Consider the following 16,099-nt stretch of genomic DNA (forward strand, 5'->3'; position numbering starts at 1 on the left):
GGGAGTTTCTGATGAACAAATTCAAATCCGCCTTTGTGGCGGGCCTGCTTGTTGCGGCCTCGTCACTGCCATCCCATGCCGAAACCAAGATCGAAGTTTTGCACCACTGGGTATCGGAAAGTGAAGTCGCGGCCCTGAACGTTATTCGTAATGCACTGGCTGAAAAAGGATTTGGCTGGCAGGACAGCGCGGTTGGTGGCATGTCGGGCGCCAATGCCCAGCAGGCCCTGCGCACGCGCCTTGCGGCTGGCAACCCGCCCGCAGCAATGCAGTTTCTCGGCTATGAAGGGCTGGATTGGGCCAGCGAAGGCGTTTTGCGCAATATGAACGACATGGCAACCGCCAATGGCTGGCAAAAGGCCATCGCCCCGCAGGTTTTGCCATTTGTTGAATCAAATGACGGCTTTTTTGCCGTGCCCATCAATATGCACCGCCAGAACTGGGTTTGGGCCAACAAAAAGGTTTTCGACAAGGTCGGTATTGAACAGCCGCAATCCTGGGAAGACCTGATTGCAGATGGCAAAAAGCTGAAAGAAGCCGGGATCATCCCGCTGGCGATTGGCGATGAACCCTGGCAGATCCAGGTGGTATTTGATTCCCTTGTTGCCGATATCGGCGGACCGGAATTTTATAAAAAGGCGATGGTCGACCTGGATGATGACGCCCTTTCCAGCGACACGATGAAACATATCTTTGACACGCTTCGCGAAGTACGCGGCCTTGTTGATGATGGCTTTAATGGCCGGGACTGGGCCGTTGCAACAGGCATGGTCATTAACGGCCAGGCTGCCATGCAGGTGATGGGCGACTGGGCGAAGGGCGAATTTCTGGCAAAGGGCCTGAAACCCGATACCGATTTCCTGTGTTTTGCCACACCCAGCAAAACCCCGTCCTTCCTGTTTCTGATCGACAGTTTTGGCATGTTTTACATCAATGATGAAAACGTGACCAAAGGCCAGGACGCCCTGGCACAAGTCATCATGGACCCGAAAGTCCAGCGCGATTTTAACAAAATCAAAGGATCGATCCCTGCACGTAGCGACGTTTCGGTCGATGATTTTGATGCCTGCGCCCAGAAAGGTTTCAAGGAACGCACCGAAGCCATCAATGACGGCGCCATGCTGGGCGCTGCAACACATGGCTTTGCCAGCCAGCCGCAATTTGCCGCCGTCTTTGGCGATGTTGCTGCCCGGTTCTTCGTTACGGAAATGTCCTCGGACGAAGCTGTGGAAATGCTTGTCGATGGCATCGACAACGCACGCTAAGCACGCTTAACAGCCGGGTCTGTGACCGTTTCACAGGCCCGGCACCCCGTATCCCCCCACGATTTCCACGATTTCCCGGCGAGGAATACATGTTTCGAAACACACATCTTACGGACCGGTTGGCGAAATGGTTACCCCGCCTGGTTTTGACACCCAGTATGGTGATGGTTCTGGTTGGCGTTTATCTGTTCATGGTCTGGACAGGCTGGATATCGCTTTCATCATCGCGCATGGTGCCCCACTACGACTTTGTCGGTCTTGAACAATATATCCGCCTGTGGTCCACACCGCGCTGGCACACGGCTGTTATCAACCTGTTCCTGTTCAGTTTTCTGTTTCTTGCCATTACGGTGGGAACAGGCCTGATCATCGCCATTCTGCTGGATCAGAATATCCGGGCCGAGGGCGCGTTGCGTGCGGTGTATCTGTATCCCATGTCGCTTTCCTTCATTGTGACGGGAACGGCCTGGAAATGGATTTTAAACCCTGATCTTGGCATTGAAAAAGTGGTGCGCAGCCTGGGCTGGGAAAGCTTTGTCTTTGACTGGATCACCCGGCCCAATTTTGCCATTTACACCATCGTCATTGCCGCTGTCTGGCAATCGTCGGGTTTTGCCATGGCGATTTTCCTTGCCGGTTTGCGCGGCATTGATAACTCCGTAATCAAAGCCGCGCAGATCGAGGGCGCATCCCTGCCCAAAATTTACCGCAGCATCATTATCCCCATGCTGCGCCCGGCATTTCTATCGGTCATTGTGTTGCTTAGCTATATCGCGATCAAAAATTTTGACCTGGTCCTGGCGATGACCAATGGCGGACCGGGCAGCGCTACCGAAGTACCCTCGACATTCATGTTTTCCGCGACATTCCGCCGCAACCAGATGGGGGTAGGGGCCGCAAGCGCAATCATGATGCTGATGACCGTGGCTGCCATCATCATTCCCTATCTTTATTCCGAATTGAAGGAGAGCCGCCATGCCGACTAAAACCGGCTCTGCCCGCAAGTCTGTCATCATCGGCAAATTCATCATTTATGGCAGCCTGATCGCCATTGCCAGCGTCTATCTGATGCCCCTTTGGGTCATGGTAACAACGTCGCTGAAATCGCTTGATGAGATTTATTCAGGGTCATTTATCGGCCTTCCGCAGGCCATCACTTTTGATGCCTGGGCCAAGGCATGGGGCGAAGCCTGCATTGGTACAGCCTGCACTGGGCTTAAACCCTATTTCATCAATTCGCTGATGATGGTGGTGCCCGCTGTGGCCCTTTCGACCGGCCTTGGTGCGATCAACGGGTATGTTCTGACAAAGTGGCGTTTTCCCTATCACAATGTCGTATTTGGCCTGCTGTTATTTGGGTGTTTTCTGCCCTATCAGGCGGTATTGCTGCCCATGGCACAAATTTTGGGAATACTGAAACTTTCAGGCAGCATTTCCGGGCTGGTACTGGTGCATACGGTTTATGGCGTGTGCTTCACAACGCTGTTTTTCCGCAATTATTTCATCACCATCCCCGATGAACTGACAAAAGCCGCCCAAATCGACGGCGCGGGTTTCTTTCGCATTTTCTTTTCGATCATGCTGCCTGCTGCGCTTCCCATTCTGGTGGTGTCATGCATCTGGCAGTTCACCCAGATCTGGAATGATTTCCTGTTCGGGGTGTCATTTACTGCGGGTGAAAACACACCCATTACGGTGGCGCTTAACAACATCGTCAATGTGACGATGGGCCGCAAACAATACAATGTCGATATGGCCGCAGCCATGATCGCCGCTCTTCCCACACTTTTTGTCTATATCGTTGCTGGCCGCTTTTTCGTTCGCGGGCTTACAGCAGGCGCAGTGAAAGGCTGATTGAAAAATGGCTACTCTGGAAATTGATCGCGTACGAAAAAGCTATGGCCATCTCGAGGTTCTCAAGGAAGTCAGCATCTCGATCGAGGCAGGGGATTTTCTGGTACTTCTGGGGCCGTCGGGCTGTGGCAAGTCAACCCTGCTAAGTCTGATTGCCGGGTTGGAAGAAATTACCGAAGGCGAAATTCGCATTGGCGGGCAGGGTGTAAATGATTTGATGCCCAAGGACCGCGACATCGCAATGGTGTTTCAATCCTATGCCCTGTATCCGACGATGACGGTGCGCGAAAACATCGAATTTGGCATGAAAATTCGCAAAATCGCCAAGGCTGATCGCGAAAAGGCGACCCAGGCCGCCGTCGAACTTTTGCAGATCGATCATTTGCTGGACCGCAAACCATCGCAGCTTTCGGGTGGGCAGCGCCAGCGTGTGGCAATGGGCCGGGCGTTGGTGCGCAATCCCAAACTGTTTTTGTTTGACGAACCACTGTCAAACCTTGATGCCAAATTGCGCGTCGATATGCGCACCGAAATCAAACGGTTACATCAACGGCTTGGCACCACCATCGTCTATGTCACCCACGACCAGATCGAGGCGATGACCCTGGCAACCCGTGTGGCCGTGATGAAAGACGGTATCGTTCAACAGCTTGATGAACCGCAAATCGTTTATGAACGCCCGGCAAATGTTTATGTGGCAAAGTTCGTCGGCTCGCCTGCCATGAATATCGTGCCTGGCACCATGGCGGCAAGCAATGACACCCCCGTTATCCGCGTGCGTCAAACCAATGGCGAAGACGCCCTGATGACAAATATTCCCCTAAGCGACGCGGCAAAGGCCAAATATGCCGGCAAGGATGTACTGGTTGGTATTCGCCCGGAAGGTTTTTCGGTCAATACAAATGCCGATGCAAATGCCAGTGTCACCATCGAGGTGGTTGAACCAACCGGGCCTGATGCCCTGGCGATGTTCACCCTTGGTGGTGCCGATGTTACCGCGCGTGTCCCGCCACAAACCCTGAAAAGCGGGCAGGTGGTATCATTGGGTATTGATGCAGCAAAAATCGTACTGTTTGATCCCCAGACTGAACAACGCATCGATTAAGGCGACCTGGCATGACCGTTTCTCGCGACATCATCATTATCGGTTCGGGGATTGGCGGGGCGACGCTGGCGTCGTCCCTGGCCCCCACAGGTGCCAAAATCCTGATCCTGGAACGCGGCCCCCATTTGCAACATACCCCGGAAGCCCGCGATGATGTCGCCATTTTTCAGAAAGGTTTTTATCAATCCGATGAAGAATGGCTGGCGACCGATGGTGAACGGTTTTTGCCCGGAAACTATTATTATGTCGGGGGAAATTCCAAATTCTATGGCGCGGTAATGTATCGTTACCGCAAACAGGATTTCACCCCCCGGCCACATCCTGAAGGCCAATCACCGGGCTGGCCAATCAGCTATGATGACCTTGCCCCATGGTACGATGAAGCCGAAAACCTGTTTTCGGTGCGTGGTGCCCTGGGCCAGGACCCGACCGACCCGCCGCGCGCTCGTGATTTTCCATTTTCCGCTGTGCCCGACGAACCGGCCATGGCGCACATTCGTCAACGCCTGGAAAAAGCTGGCGTTACACCCGCCAGCCTGCCGCTTGCGATCGATATCAAAACCTGGCTTGCCGAAGGTAAAACTGGCTGGGATGCTTTTCCCAATACCGGTAAAGGCAAGATCGATGCGCAATCGGGACCGCTGGCACAGGCGTTAAAACATCCCAATGTCGAACTTTGGCCCAATGCCCGGGTAACACGTATTGAAACCGATGACAGCGGCCAAACCGCTACCTCGGTTTTGGTCACCCGTGATGGGCGCGAAGAACGCCTTTTTGCAAAACACATCGCCGTTGCCGCCGGGGCCGTACAAACGGCTGCCTTGCTGTTACGTTCGGCCAATACCGTGCATCCTGCTGGTTTGGCCAACAGTTCGGACCAGGTCGGGCGCAATTTCATGAACCACAACACCAGTGCCATGATCACGATGGACCCGTTTTTGAAAAACGATTGCGTTTACCAAAAAACACTGTGTTTCAATGATTTCTATAATAACAGCCCGGCAGGAACGGGGCCGCTGGGCAATGTGCAATGCCTGGGCCGCATTACCGGCAACATCCTGAAGGCACAGGTGCCAATCTTGCCGGCCTTTCTGGCGAAGGCGATTGCCGGGCGTGCCTTTGGCTGGTTCCTGACCAGTGAAGACCTGCCCAACCCGCAAAGTCGTGTCATGATCCGCGGTAATGACATTGTTGTCGATTGGCAGCGATCCAACATGCAAGCGCATCAGCAACTGATTGCCCAGACAAAAAAGGTGATGAAACGTGCAGGTTTTCCGATTGTTGCCATTCGCACCTTCGGGCGCAAAACCACGTCACATCAATGTGGTACGGCACGGCTGGGGATAGACCCACATTTATCGGTCGTCAATCCAGATTGCCAGTCGCACGACATTGCCAACCTGTGGATTACGGATGCGTCTGTTTTGCCAACATCTGCCGCCGTAAACCCGGCGCTGACAATTGCCGCCCTGGCCCTGAAAGCGGGCAAAGCAATTTCGCAGCAACTATTGGCTAACAAACCCTGACCACCGGATATCCCGCCAACATCGCCACACCGTCCGGCTCAAACGGGCGAGCGGAAAAAGGGCTTTAAGTACCGTATCCAACCTCTCCCTCACCCAGCACAACACCGGGTGACCTTGCCAGTCCGCTGCCGTTAATCATCCCACCCGGTTATTGGCGCGGACTGGTCTTCTTTGCGCCGCGACGGGCCATTAATGCGCGTCAAAACAATTCATTTTGCATCACAGGGCCGCACAGAACCATTCCCGTATGGGGACATTGCCATTGGCAAAACAAACCCGGTGCAATTGACTTTGGCAACATTTGCGCCGGTCATTGGCATGGCAATAACCATGGCGTTTTTACTGCAAAGCACTTCTTGGATTTCAATTATTTACGGCGAAAACAATAATTATTTGTGACAGATGGCCGATTATAAAATAAACCTGATGATGTCAAAATATTGACCGCCTGGAACCTGTCTTTTCCGGTCATATCCGGTATCGGAAACCACCCGTTTACGGCCACGTCCTGGTCGCGGCAAAGGGGTGCGGGCGGGGGGGGACTTGCCTTTCATAAACAAAAACGCGCATCGCAGGAGAAACGTTCGTGGTCCTTCAACTTTTTCCAGTATGGGCATTATTGCTTTCATTACTGGCTTTTTTCGTACCCGGCCCGTTTACATCGTTAAGTGCCGGTATTGTTCCATTGCTGACAGTTATCATGCTGGCCATGGGTCTTACATTGACGGCAAAAGATTTTGCCAATGTTGCCAAAAGCCGCAAGGCGCTGGTGGTTGGCGTGATTTTGCAGTTCCTGATCATGCCGGTCGCCGCCTGGCTGGTGGCAAAGCTGTTTGGCTTTGATGACGACCTTACCGTTGGCATGCTTCTGGTCGGCAGTGTCGCCGGTGGCACATCATCGAATGTGATGTGTTATCTGGCAAAGGGTGATACCGCCCTTTCCATTTCCATGACCGCGACCTCAACCCTTATCGGTGTTTTCCTGACGCCGGTTCTGGTAGCCTTTTTGGCCGGGCAAAGCATTGATGTGCCGGTTCAGCCCATGCTGATGTCGCTGGTCAAAATTGTTTTGGTGCCTGTTATCATTGGGGTTGTCCTTAACGAAATCGCATCGAAATGGGTTCGCAAAATCGAAGGGATTTTTCCCTATATTTCGATGTTCGCCATCCTGCTGATCATTGCCATTGTTGTCGCCCTGAATGCCGACAAGGTTGCCAGTGTTGGCCTGATCGTTGCCTTTGCCGTGATCCTGCATAATGCCATTGGTCTGGCACTGGGTTATGGCGTAACCGCCCTTCTGGGTTTTGATCGCAAAATCTGCCGGACCATTGCCTTTGAAGTCGGCCTGCAAAATTCCGGCCTTGCGACCGCATTGGCGATGAAGTTTTTCACCCCGGTTTCGGCCCTCCCGGGCACGCTGTTTAGCGTCTGGCACAATATCTCCGGCTCGCTTCTGGCGGGGTATTGGAGCCGCAAACCGGTTGAAGAACCGGTTGCTGAAACGGGCGCTGAAAATCCCGCTGCCAATAATTTCTGATCTGACGAAAAACGGCCGAAGGAAGATTAATTCCTTCGGCCCTGATCTTTTAAGGCGTTTGAATGGTGCCGCAACGGTATCTGTCGTTAGCCCATTTTTTCCGATGCATAGCTTCCCGGGCTGGCCGGGAAAACGATGGTTTTATTGCCATTCAAAAAGGCGCGCTGATGGATATGGGCATGAATGGCCCGCGCCAGCACCTGCGCCTCGATATCCCGTCCCAGGCTGACATAATCTTCGGGGGACTGGGCATGGGTAATGCGCACAATATCCTGTTCAATAATCGGGCCTTCATCAAGGTCCGCCGTCACATAATGGGCTGTTGCGCCAATCAGCTTTACCCCACGCACAAATGCCTGTTTATAAGGGTTTGCACCCTTGAAAGATGGCAGGAATGAATGGTGGATATTGATCACCCTACCTTCCATTTTCTTGCAAACCTGATCGGACAGAATTTGCATATAGCGGGCAAGTACGATCAGTTCGGCTTCTGATTCCTCGACAATTTCCATCAGGCGCTGTTCGGCCTGTGGTTTGTTTTCCTTTGTCACCCGAATGTGGTGAAAGGGGATGTCGTGATTAACAATCAGCTTTTGATAGGTCAGGTGGTTCGATACAACCCCGACAATATCAATTGGCAACGCGCCGATGCGCCAGCGATATAACAGGTCATTCAGGCAATGACCGAAATTTGACACCATCAACAGAACCTTGGTCCGTTGCGCGCTGTTATTAAGCGCAAAGGTAATGTCAAATTCAGTTGCTATGTCTTCAAAACTGCTGCGCAGGGCTTCAAGATTTGCCCCCGTTTCGGACCGAAACGTGATGCGCATGAAAAACTTTTCCGTTTGCGGGTCATCAAACTGCGCGGAATCCGTAATGTTGCAGCCATGATCGGCAAGAAACCCGGCAATCGCCGCCACGATCCCGCGACGGGACTGGCATTGAACGGTAAGGACGAAATTATCCACAAAATGCTCCTTCCAGGAGGTTGGCTAGCTGGCAGGCTGGCAATCTCAGGCCGCATGTCCAAAATGGCTGATCAAAAGATCACAAAGCGAAACGGTCCAGGTTGTCGGTATCAGCAGGTCAAAGGTTTGGTCCCCCTTGCGATCCACCAGCACCCCAACATGGTGCATTCCCGCCTGAACGAACGTTCCCACCGGAAAGGCCGAAGCCGAAAAATCAATGGCCATCACCCGGGCCAGCAAACCCGCAGCACCGACCCCTTCAAGACGCACACACCGGCGCGCATCGGATAAATCCAGCACAACAATATCATCACCACTGGCGTGATCGACCGGCATAACGGACTGAAGCAGCACACGGTTCGGCGCAATACGCCATAACACGCTGTTTTCATGGCGCACGGCAGTGCAATAATCGGCCGGCAGCGACAGGCCAAAGGATTGCAGGGCAGCATTCACCGCCGGTTCAAACCCGTCCCACCCGGCAAACTGGGTGATATGCCCGGTTGCGACCTCGCTGATGGTTACGGCTTCACCTGTGCTGATGGTGCCATTGACCGGCAATTTGTTATGTTTAACCATTTTGACGAAGCCCTTCGGGGTCAAAGAAATGATGCGAGACGACCTTTGCCTGCAAGGTGCTGTTGCCGACAAAATCGACAACACGAATGGTTTCACCCAACCGGGTGCGACCCCGTGATAACAGTGCCAAGGCAATATTTTTCTTCAGGGCAGGGGAATAGGTTGTTGACGATACCCAGCCTTCACCATGCCCTTCGGTCGGGCCGGTTTGGGCAAATAAAAGCGACCCCGCCTTTGCGCCCTGATCGCCAATAATTTCCAAGCCGACCAGGGTGGGGCGGTCCGGGTTTTCAAGATGCGGGCGCTTGCGCAGTACCGCACCCAGGAACGGTTTTTTACCCGATGCCAGGCCTTCCAGCCCCAAATCCTGCATCGTGGTACGGCCTTCAATTTCTGCACCGGCAACATGGCCTTTTTCGATGCGAAGGGCACCCATGGCTTCGGTGCCATAGGGTTTTAACGAATGCACCTTGCCCGCCGCCATCAAGCTTTCCCACACCATCCGGCCCGATTTGGCAGGCACATAAATTTCATAGGCCAGCTCGCCAGAATAGCTCATGCGATGAAGACGACAGTTAACACCGTTAACAACCACATTGGTAAAGTGATTGTTGGGCAGGGCATCGCGGCTTAAATCGGCACCGGTCACATCGGCCAGCAACTGCCGGGATTTTGGCCCTGCAATGGCAAAGGCCGCCCATTGGTCGGTAATGGTGGTGACATGCACCTTCAAATCCCGCCAAGCCGTATCCAGCAGCAATTCGGCCTTTGCCAGAATTTTCGCTGCATTGGCCGTGGTGGTGGACATGAAATAGTCATTCTCGCCCAGCCGTGCTGTTGCGCCATCATCAAGGACAAAGCCATCCTCGCGCAGCATCACGCCATATCGCAGGCGTCCAAGGGCAAGTGTTTTAAACCCGTTGGTATAAACCCGGTTTAAAAATTCGGCCGCATCTGGGCCCTGAACCGCAATTTTGCCCAATGTCGACACATCAACAATGCCAACATGTTCGCGCACATGGGCGGCCTCGCGGATATAGGCGCGGCGCAAATCCTCGCCATTTTCGGGGTAATACCAGGGGCGCAACCACGCACCGGCTTCGGTAAATTCGGCACCATTTTCGCGGTGCCAGTCATGAATAACCGACAGGCGGGTGGGGTGGAAATGCAGGCCATGTTCATGGCCGACAATGGCGCCAATGGTAACCGGCGTAAAGGGCGGGCGGAACCGTGTTGTCCCGACAGCGGGGATATCCATTTTACGTAATGCCGCCATCCGCGACAGCGCATTCAAATTCGATGTTTTCCCCTGATCAGTCGCCATGCCCGATGTGGTATAGCGTTTCAAATGCTCGACCGAGACATAACCTTCCAGATGGGCCTGGTCGATGTCTGCCAGTTTGACGTCATGCTGGAAATCGACAAAGGCTTTGCCCGGCGTGGTGCCATCCGGTTTGGTAATGATCGTCACGGGTGACAGGTCATTACCCCAGAAGGTCTCAGAAAGGGCCATTTCCGGCGCATTACCGGTTTGTCCGCCAGCAACATGCCCCTGTTCAAGGGCTTCCTGACAGTTTGCCGCCCCCACCAGCGAACCAACACAGGTGATGGTTTCACGCTGTGCCTGGGGCAAAAACGCATCCAGGTTTTTATGGTAATCGGGCTTGCCGAAACGCTGGCTCCATAAATGCAACACAGGGGCCCAGCCGCCCGAAACAGCAATAAGATCGCATTTGATCATGCGTGTGCTGCCCGTTGCGTGGCCCGCCGTATCAACCGGTACAATTTGCGCACCGGTCACACATTTGTTGCCCCGGGCCTGCAAAATACCGTGGCCCGCCAGCACCGTAATCCCCGCCCGCACCGATTTTTGCACCAGAACGGGCGAAATATTTGCCCGCATATCGCAAATGGTTACCGTTGCACCGGCATCGCGCAGGTCAAACGCGGTTTGATAGGCGCTGTCATTATTGGTAGCGAGAACAATTTCCTGCCCGCACAAAACCGCATAGCGGTTCAGATATTCGCGAACGGCCGACGCCAGCATGACACCAGGAACATCATTGCCCGCAAAAACCAGCGGGCGTTCCAGCGCACCCGTTGCCAAAATGGTTTTACCCGCGCGCAACAACCAGTAACGCTGGCGCGGTTTGCCCGTTTCTGGCACCTGCATATGGTCCTGCAGGCGTTCAACCAGGCCAAATACGTCACCATCATAGGCACCAAAAGCGGTTGTGCGGGTCAGAATGCGCACATTATCCATGGCGCGTAATTCTGCCACCGTTTGTGCCAGCCAGGCATCACTTGCGGAACCCGCCTGTTCATCAAGCAAACTGCCGCCCAATACATGGTCCTGGTCCACCAGCACCACATTATCGCCCCTGCGCCCGGCAGCCAGTGCTGCCGCCAGGCCCGACGGGCCAGCACCAATGATCAGGGTGTCGCAAAATGCGTTGATCTTCTCGTAATGGTCGGGGTCATCGATTGTTTTGGCAAAGCCCATACCGGCGGCCTTGCGAATGAACCGTTCGCAAAACATCCAGAACCCGGTGCCCTGAAACGGGCCAATAAAAGTTTTGTAATAAAACCCGGCACCAAAAAATCGCGACATCAGGCCAAGGGGCGCGCCGATATCAAATTCAAGGCTGGGCCAGGCATTTTGCGGGGTCGATGATAAACCGGCAAAGGCTTCGACCAGCGTTGCCTGGGCGTTGGGTTCGTGGCGGGCACCATCGCGCAAATGCACCAGGGCATTTGGTTCTTCGGCACCTGCCGCCATAATCCCGCGCGGGCGGTGATATTTGAAACTGCGGGCGACAATGCCCTTGTTCCCGGCCAGCAGGGCCGATGCCAGTGTATCGCCGCCAAAGGCCGTAAACTGTTTACCGCCAAACCGGACGGCAAATTTCTGGCTGCGGTCAATGCGGCCGCCATCTGAAAGTCTGCGCGATGTCATTTGGAAACCTCACGGGCAAGAAAGCTTTGGCCCATTTCATGGGTCAGGGTATCGCGTTCAACCACCAGCCACTGGCGGCATCCCGCCACGTGATGCCAGTATTCGCGGTGCGGGCCACGGGGGTTGTCACGCATAAAAACGTAATCGAGCCATGCTTTCTGGTCGGTTTCGGCAATGTCGGGCTGCTGCACGGTGGCATCGGCACCATAGGTAAATTCGGTTTCGTCGCGTAAGCCGCAAATGGGGCAATGAATTCTCAGCATGATTAAACCTCAATGCGCGTTTGGTTGCGGGCCAACGCCCTTTTCGTCGATCTGATAGCCGCGCGCGAACCGGTCCAGGGTGAATTCGGCGTTGTCGGGGTGGGGTTCGCCTTTGGCAATTGTCCAGGCAAAACAAAAACCCGACGCTGGCGTGGCCTTGAAGCCGCCGTAACACCAACCCCCATTCAGCCACAGCCCCTCGACCGGCATTTTCGAAATGATGGGCGAGCCATCCATGCTCATATCCATCACCCCGGCCCAGTGGCGCAAAAGGCGCAACCGCGATAATGACGGCATCAGGGCCTTCGCACTTTGCAGGGTATGTTCCACAATCGGCAGGCCGCCGCGCTGGGCATAGGAATTAAACCCGTCAAGGTCACCACCCAGAACCAGCCCCCCCTTGTCAGACTGGCTGATGTAAAAATGCGCCGCACCAAACGAAATCACGCTATCGACCAGCGGCTTTAGCGGTTCGGTGACAAAGGCCTGCAAAACATGGGTTTCAATTGGCAGGCGCAAGCCGGCCTTGGCCGCCAGATGCCCGCTATGCCCGGCCACGGCCAGGGCAACTTTTTTCGCCCGGATCGGCCCGCGACTGGTTTCAACCCCCACAATCCTGTCCTGATCCCACAAATAACCGGTCACTTCGCATTGCTGGATGATATCAACGCCATTCTGATCGGCCCCGCGGGCATAACCCCATGCCACGGCATCGTGGCGGGCTGTTCCGGCGCGTGACTGGTAAATAGCCCCGTGAATGGGGAAACGGGCATTTGCCGAATAATCCAGATAGGGCAGGCGTCGCATCACTTCGGCACGGTCAAACAGTTCGGCATCAATGCCGTTGGACCGCATGATATTGCCGCGCCGCCGTGCCGCATCCATCTGGCCAGGCGAATGGCACAGATTATACTGCCCGCGCTGCGAGATCATGACATTGTAGTTCAGATCCTGGCTAAGATTTTCCCACAGCTTCATGGAGCGTTCATAAAACATGGTATTGCCGGGCATCATGTAATTTGAACGGACAATGGTGGTGTTTCGCCCGGTATTGCCGCCGCCCAGCCAGCCTTTTTCCAACACGGCCACATTGCGAATGCCATGTTCCTTGGCCAGGTAATAGGCCGTTGCCAGGCCATGCCCGCCGCCGCCAACAATGATTACGTCATATTCCGGTTTTGGCACCGGGTCGCGCCAGGCGCGGGACCAGTGTCTGTTCCCCGTTAGTCCATGGCGCAAAATAGACAGGGCAGAATAGCGGCTCATGCGATTTCCTCATGATAATCAGTGCTTTCACGAACCACCCTGAGGACTTCGTCATGTGTGAGAAGGTCTCGCTCGATGGCCAGTTCAATGAAGGGGCGTTTGCTGGCAACGGATTCCTGAACCAGTCGTGCGACCTCGGCATAACCAAGTTTGGGCACGAACACGGTGGCAAGAGCCGATGATTGAAGAAGATTGGTAAGGGACTGTTCAGTATCGGCTTCGATCCCGGCGATACATTTATCGGCAAAAATGCGGGTCGAATTGGCCAGAAGCTCGATTGAATCAAACATGCGCGAGGCGATGACCGGCTCAAAATGGTTGATTTCCAACTGCCCCTGAAGGGATGCCAGCGATACCGCCGCATCATTGCCAACAACGGCAAAGGCAACCTGCTGCATCATCATCGGCAACACCGGGTTAACCTTGCCCGGCATAATCGATGACCCCGGCTGAACCGATGGCAGGCGCAGCTCGCCAACGCCACTATTGGGGCCGGATGCCAGAATGATCAGGTCTGATGCAATCTTGCCGATCACCTCGGCACAAATGCGAATTTCGGATGATAGTCTTGCAAAGGCATCGGCATTTTGCATAGCATCAAACATGTCTTCGCCGGGCGACACATGGGCACCGACAATGGCCTTCAGGTGATAATAAACAGCCTTGCGATAACCCGCTGCCGCCCCCAGCCCGGTGCCAATGGCCGTCCCGCCCAGCGGCAAAACCAGCATTTCATTGCGCGCAATGCGCAATTTGGCGATCAGGCGGCGAATGGCCGCGGCATACCCGCCAAATGCCTGGCCCAGGCGCATGGGTTGTGCGGCCTGCATACAGGTCCGGCCAATGCGCAACACATCATCAAATGCGCGGGCACGATCCGAAAGCGTACCAGCCAGATGTTCCAGAACATCAATCAATGCATAGGATTTATCGTAAATCGCCAGTTTGACCGCAGCAGGCAACACATCGTTGGTGGACTGCCCCTTATTCACATGGTCGTTGGGATGAACGATATCGTAGGAGCCAACTGGCTTACCCAGTTTCTGAAGTGCGCGGTTCGCCAGCACTTCATTCATATTCATATTGATCGACGTGCCACCGGACCCTTCCAGCAAATCGACAACAAACTGTTCGACATGTTCGCCACCGGCAATTTCGGTTGCCCCCTCAATAATGGCATTGGCAATCGCGGCCGGAAGCACACCAATATCGCGGTTGGCCGCGGCGGATGCCTGTTTGATCTGCGCTAACGCCTTTAAAAGTTCGGGGGCGTCGCGCAGCTTGCGAAAGGAAATATTGAAATTTTCCTGCCCGCGTAATGTTGCAACCCCGTACAGCGCACCTTCCGGTATTTGGCGCGATCCCAGGCTGTCGGTATCTGTTCTTGTATGTGGCATGGTGGTCCCTGACTTCGGACTGTCGATGCGCAGAACCATGACAAAGCCGGGACGGGATTTGAATCAAATAAGCCAGACTTAAGTTAATTCACTTAACATCATAATTTGGATTAATAGTATGGCGAAAAAGCAGTGATATTTTCTGTTATCTGCGATCAGTTCCGTCACAGTTAAAATGTCGAAATACCAATATATTTCAGCTATTTAACTGAAACCATCCGGCTGGATTGATTTGAAAACCCTGTCAAATCTGAAAAACGGTCGTTCCCATCCGAACGCGGAACAATCTGGCAATGATGGCCGACAAACAGGTTAATCCCCGTCCTGGTCGTTTTCCGCCCCGGGCGTCGCGTCCATATCCGCATCCAGCGCCAAATCGGCCAGACTGGCAATTTCATCGGGCACCGGCGGCTGCCAGACCATTTCAGTCGAGATATTGGCAAGCCAGGGAATTTCGCCCACAATTTGCGGCACGGTATGGTTTAGCAACATATCGCGTGCCGCCTGCGCAATACGGGGACCAAGGGTGTCAAATTCGCCTCGGCGGGTCACCAGCGTTAATTCGCGTGAAAAACCGGGGCTGGGCAGGGGCAATACTGCCAGGCCCGGCAGGTGCAACCCACCCTGGATCAGGCATAAGGGTGTGGTAATGGCAACACCGACGCCGCCCACCACCATCGCCAGCAGGGAATCCGAGGTATCAAAGGATAAAACTTGCGAATGTTCGATGCGAAGGCGGCGCAAATGCCGCTCAACCTGCATGCCCATATGCGACCGCGCGCTATAGCGGATTAAGCGGTGATCAATCAGAATATCGCGCAGGGGCCGGTTGCGCAATGTATCGCCCCAGGCAATGGGTGCCACCAGCACAAAGGGTTCACGAAACAAAGGAAACCGCATTAATTCATCAAGTTCATCCATCGGGTCCGATGTGATGGCTGCGTCAATTTCATGGCGCATCAGGGCATCGGCATGGGCGTTGGCAAGGCCGGAAAAGGCCGTCACACGTAGCGCAATCGACCCTTCCATCAGATCGCGGATCAATACCGGCCCAACGGCGGACGCAAATGTATCGACCATGCCCAAACGCAAATTTTGCCGTTCCGGCCGCAGGGCGGTTGCCCTGACTTCCTCGATTGCACGTTCCGCCCGAATGGCAATTTCGCGAATATGGGCCACTAAAACGCGCCCGGCCTCAGTCGGCACCAGGGGGCGACGGTTACGATGGACCAGGGTAACGTCAACCTGTGCCTCGGCCCGTTTCATTGCCTGCGACACGGCAGATTGCGTCATGCCCAGTTGGGCGGCAGCCGCGCTCATGCTGCCTTCTTCGATAACAGTTGCTGCAATTTCAAGGGCATGAAGATCGGGAAGGGGCAT

General features: G+C 54.4%; 14 protein-coding genes. 7 read left to right on the forward strand and 7 right to left on the reverse strand.

Annotation, left to right across the window (positions count from 1 at the left end):
* Positions 1 to 11 precede the first annotated feature (11 nt).
* From CSC3H3_RS22965 to CSC3H3_RS22995, 7 genes are all read left to right on the forward strand, one after another.
* Positions 12 to 1,265 (forward strand): ABC transporter substrate-binding protein, encoded by a 1,254-nt coding sequence (locus CSC3H3_RS22965; RefSeq protein ID WP_101286691.1) that lies wholly within the window; start codon positions 12 to 14, stop codon positions 1,263 to 1,265.
* An 89-nt stretch (positions 1,266 to 1,354) separates the two neighbouring features.
* On the forward strand, positions 1,355 to 2,251 hold the full coding sequence (locus CSC3H3_RS22970) for a carbohydrate ABC transporter permease (RefSeq protein ID WP_085590192.1): 897 nt from the start codon (positions 1,355 to 1,357) through the stop codon (positions 2,249 to 2,251).
* Complete coding sequence (locus CSC3H3_RS22975) at positions 2,241 to 3,119, forward strand: carbohydrate ABC transporter permease (protein WP_101267120.1); 879 nt, start codon at positions 2,241 to 2,243, stop codon at positions 3,117 to 3,119. Before CSC3H3_RS22970 ends, CSC3H3_RS22975 begins: the two co-directional genes overlap by 11 nt.
* A 7-nt stretch (positions 3,120 to 3,126) precedes the next feature.
* Positions 3,127 to 4,224, forward strand: coding sequence for an ABC transporter ATP-binding protein (locus CSC3H3_RS22980; RefSeq protein ID WP_101286692.1), 1,098 nt, complete (start codon positions 3,127 to 3,129; stop codon positions 4,222 to 4,224).
* A gap of 11 nt (positions 4,225 to 4,235) precedes the next feature.
* The gene (locus CSC3H3_RS22985; RefSeq protein WP_101286693.1) at positions 4,236 to 5,750 is read left to right on the forward strand and encodes a GMC oxidoreductase; all 1,515 of its coding nucleotides are present in this window, start codon (positions 4,236 to 4,238) and stop codon (positions 5,748 to 5,750) included.
* A 192-nt stretch (positions 5,751 to 5,942) separates the two neighbouring features.
* Positions 5,943 to 6,149 carry a hypothetical protein gene (locus CSC3H3_RS22990; protein ID WP_101286694.1) on the forward strand — a complete coding sequence of 69 codons (207 nt, stop codon included), beginning with the start codon at positions 5,943 to 5,945 and terminating at the stop codon, positions 6,147 to 6,149.
* 187 nt (positions 6,150 to 6,336) lie between these two features.
* Positions 6,337 to 7,287: a bile acid:sodium symporter family protein gene (locus CSC3H3_RS22995; protein WP_101286695.1), complete on the forward strand. Its 951-nt coding sequence runs from the start codon at positions 6,337 to 6,339 to the stop codon at positions 7,285 to 7,287.
* Between the two features lie 86 nt (positions 7,288 to 7,373).
* On the opposite strand, the gene purU is transcribed toward CSC3H3_RS22995, so the two are convergent.
* The 7 genes from purU to CSC3H3_RS23030 all read right to left on the reverse strand — a co-directional run bounded on the left by purU (position 7,374) and on the right by CSC3H3_RS23030 (position 16,099).
* A complete protein-coding gene (purU, locus tag CSC3H3_RS23000) occupies positions 7,374 to 8,258 on the reverse strand; it encodes a formyltetrahydrofolate deformylase (RefSeq protein ID WP_101286696.1) in 885 nt (294 codons plus the stop codon).
* Between the two features lie 45 nt (positions 8,259 to 8,303).
* On the reverse strand, positions 8,304 to 8,837 hold the full coding sequence (locus CSC3H3_RS23005) for a sarcosine oxidase subunit gamma (RefSeq protein WP_101286697.1): 534 nt from the start codon (positions 8,835 to 8,837) through the stop codon (positions 8,304 to 8,306).
* Positions 8,830 to 11,793, reverse strand: coding sequence for a sarcosine oxidase subunit alpha family protein (locus tag CSC3H3_RS23010; protein ID WP_101286698.1), 2,964 nt, complete (start codon positions 11,791 to 11,793; stop codon positions 8,830 to 8,832). The genes CSC3H3_RS23005 and CSC3H3_RS23010 overlap by 8 nt, the downstream gene beginning before the upstream one ends.
* Positions 11,790 to 12,056, reverse strand: a complete 267-nt coding sequence (locus CSC3H3_RS23015) for a sarcosine oxidase subunit delta (protein ID WP_172963485.1) — start codon at positions 12,054 to 12,056, stop codon at positions 11,790 to 11,792. The genes CSC3H3_RS23010 and CSC3H3_RS23015 overlap by 4 nt, the downstream gene beginning before the upstream one ends.
* A gap of 9 nt (positions 12,057 to 12,065) precedes the next feature.
* A complete protein-coding gene (locus CSC3H3_RS23020) occupies positions 12,066 to 13,322 on the reverse strand; it encodes a sarcosine oxidase subunit beta family protein (protein ID WP_085594867.1) in 1,257 nt (418 codons plus the stop codon).
* Complete coding sequence (locus CSC3H3_RS23025; protein ID WP_101286699.1) at positions 13,319 to 14,719, reverse strand: aspartate ammonia-lyase; 1,401 nt, start codon at positions 14,717 to 14,719, stop codon at positions 13,319 to 13,321. The genes CSC3H3_RS23020 and CSC3H3_RS23025 overlap by 4 nt, the downstream gene beginning before the upstream one ends.
* 312 nt (positions 14,720 to 15,031) lie before the next feature.
* Positions 15,032 to 16,099 (reverse strand): LysR family transcriptional regulator, encoded by a 1,068-nt coding sequence (locus tag CSC3H3_RS23030; protein WP_217351151.1) that lies wholly within the window; start codon positions 16,097 to 16,099, stop codon positions 15,032 to 15,034.

This window comes from Thalassospira marina (assembly GCF_002844375.1).
In the GTDB taxonomy this organism is placed as follows: Bacteria; Pseudomonadota; Alphaproteobacteria; order Rhodospirillales; family Thalassospiraceae; genus Thalassospira; species Thalassospira marina.

Coding starts and splice junctions, on each gene's coding strand:
- CSC3H3_RS22965 (WP_101286691.1), top strand. CDS start 12: ATGAACAAATTCAAATCCGCCTTTGTGGCGGGCCTGCTTGTTGCGGCC.
- CSC3H3_RS23020 (WP_085594867.1), bottom strand. CDS start 13,322: ATGAGCCGCTATTCTGCCCTGTCTATTTTGCGCCATGGACTAACGGGG.
- CSC3H3_RS23015 (WP_172963485.1), bottom strand. CDS start 12,056: ATGCTGAGAATTCATTGCCCCATTTGCGGCTTACGCGACGAAACCGAA.
- CSC3H3_RS23005 (WP_101286697.1), bottom strand. CDS start 8,837: ATGGTTAAACATAACAAATTGCCGGTCAATGGCACCATCAGCACAGGT.
- CSC3H3_RS22970 (WP_085590192.1), top strand. CDS start 1,355: ATGTTTCGAAACACACATCTTACGGACCGGTTGGCGAAATGGTTACCC.
- CSC3H3_RS22985 (WP_101286693.1), top strand. CDS start 4,236: ATGACCGTTTCTCGCGACATCATCATTATCGGTTCGGGGATTGGCGGG.
- CSC3H3_RS22980 (WP_101286692.1), top strand. CDS start 3,127: ATGGCTACTCTGGAAATTGATCGCGTACGAAAAAGCTATGGCCATCTC.
- CSC3H3_RS22990 (WP_101286694.1), top strand. CDS start 5,943: ATGCGCGTCAAAACAATTCATTTTGCATCACAGGGCCGCACAGAACCA.
- CSC3H3_RS23010 (WP_101286698.1), bottom strand. CDS start 11,793: ATGACATCGCGCAGACTTTCAGATGGCGGCCGCATTGACCGCAGCCAG.
- CSC3H3_RS23025 (WP_101286699.1), bottom strand. CDS start 14,719: ATGCCACATACAAGAACAGATACCGACAGCCTGGGATCGCGCCAAATA.
- CSC3H3_RS22975 (WP_101267120.1), top strand. CDS start 2,241: ATGCCGACTAAAACCGGCTCTGCCCGCAAGTCTGTCATCATCGGCAAA.
- CSC3H3_RS23030 (WP_217351151.1), bottom strand. CDS start 16,099: ATGCCCCTTCCCGATCTTCATGCCCTTGAAATTGCAGCAACTGTTATC.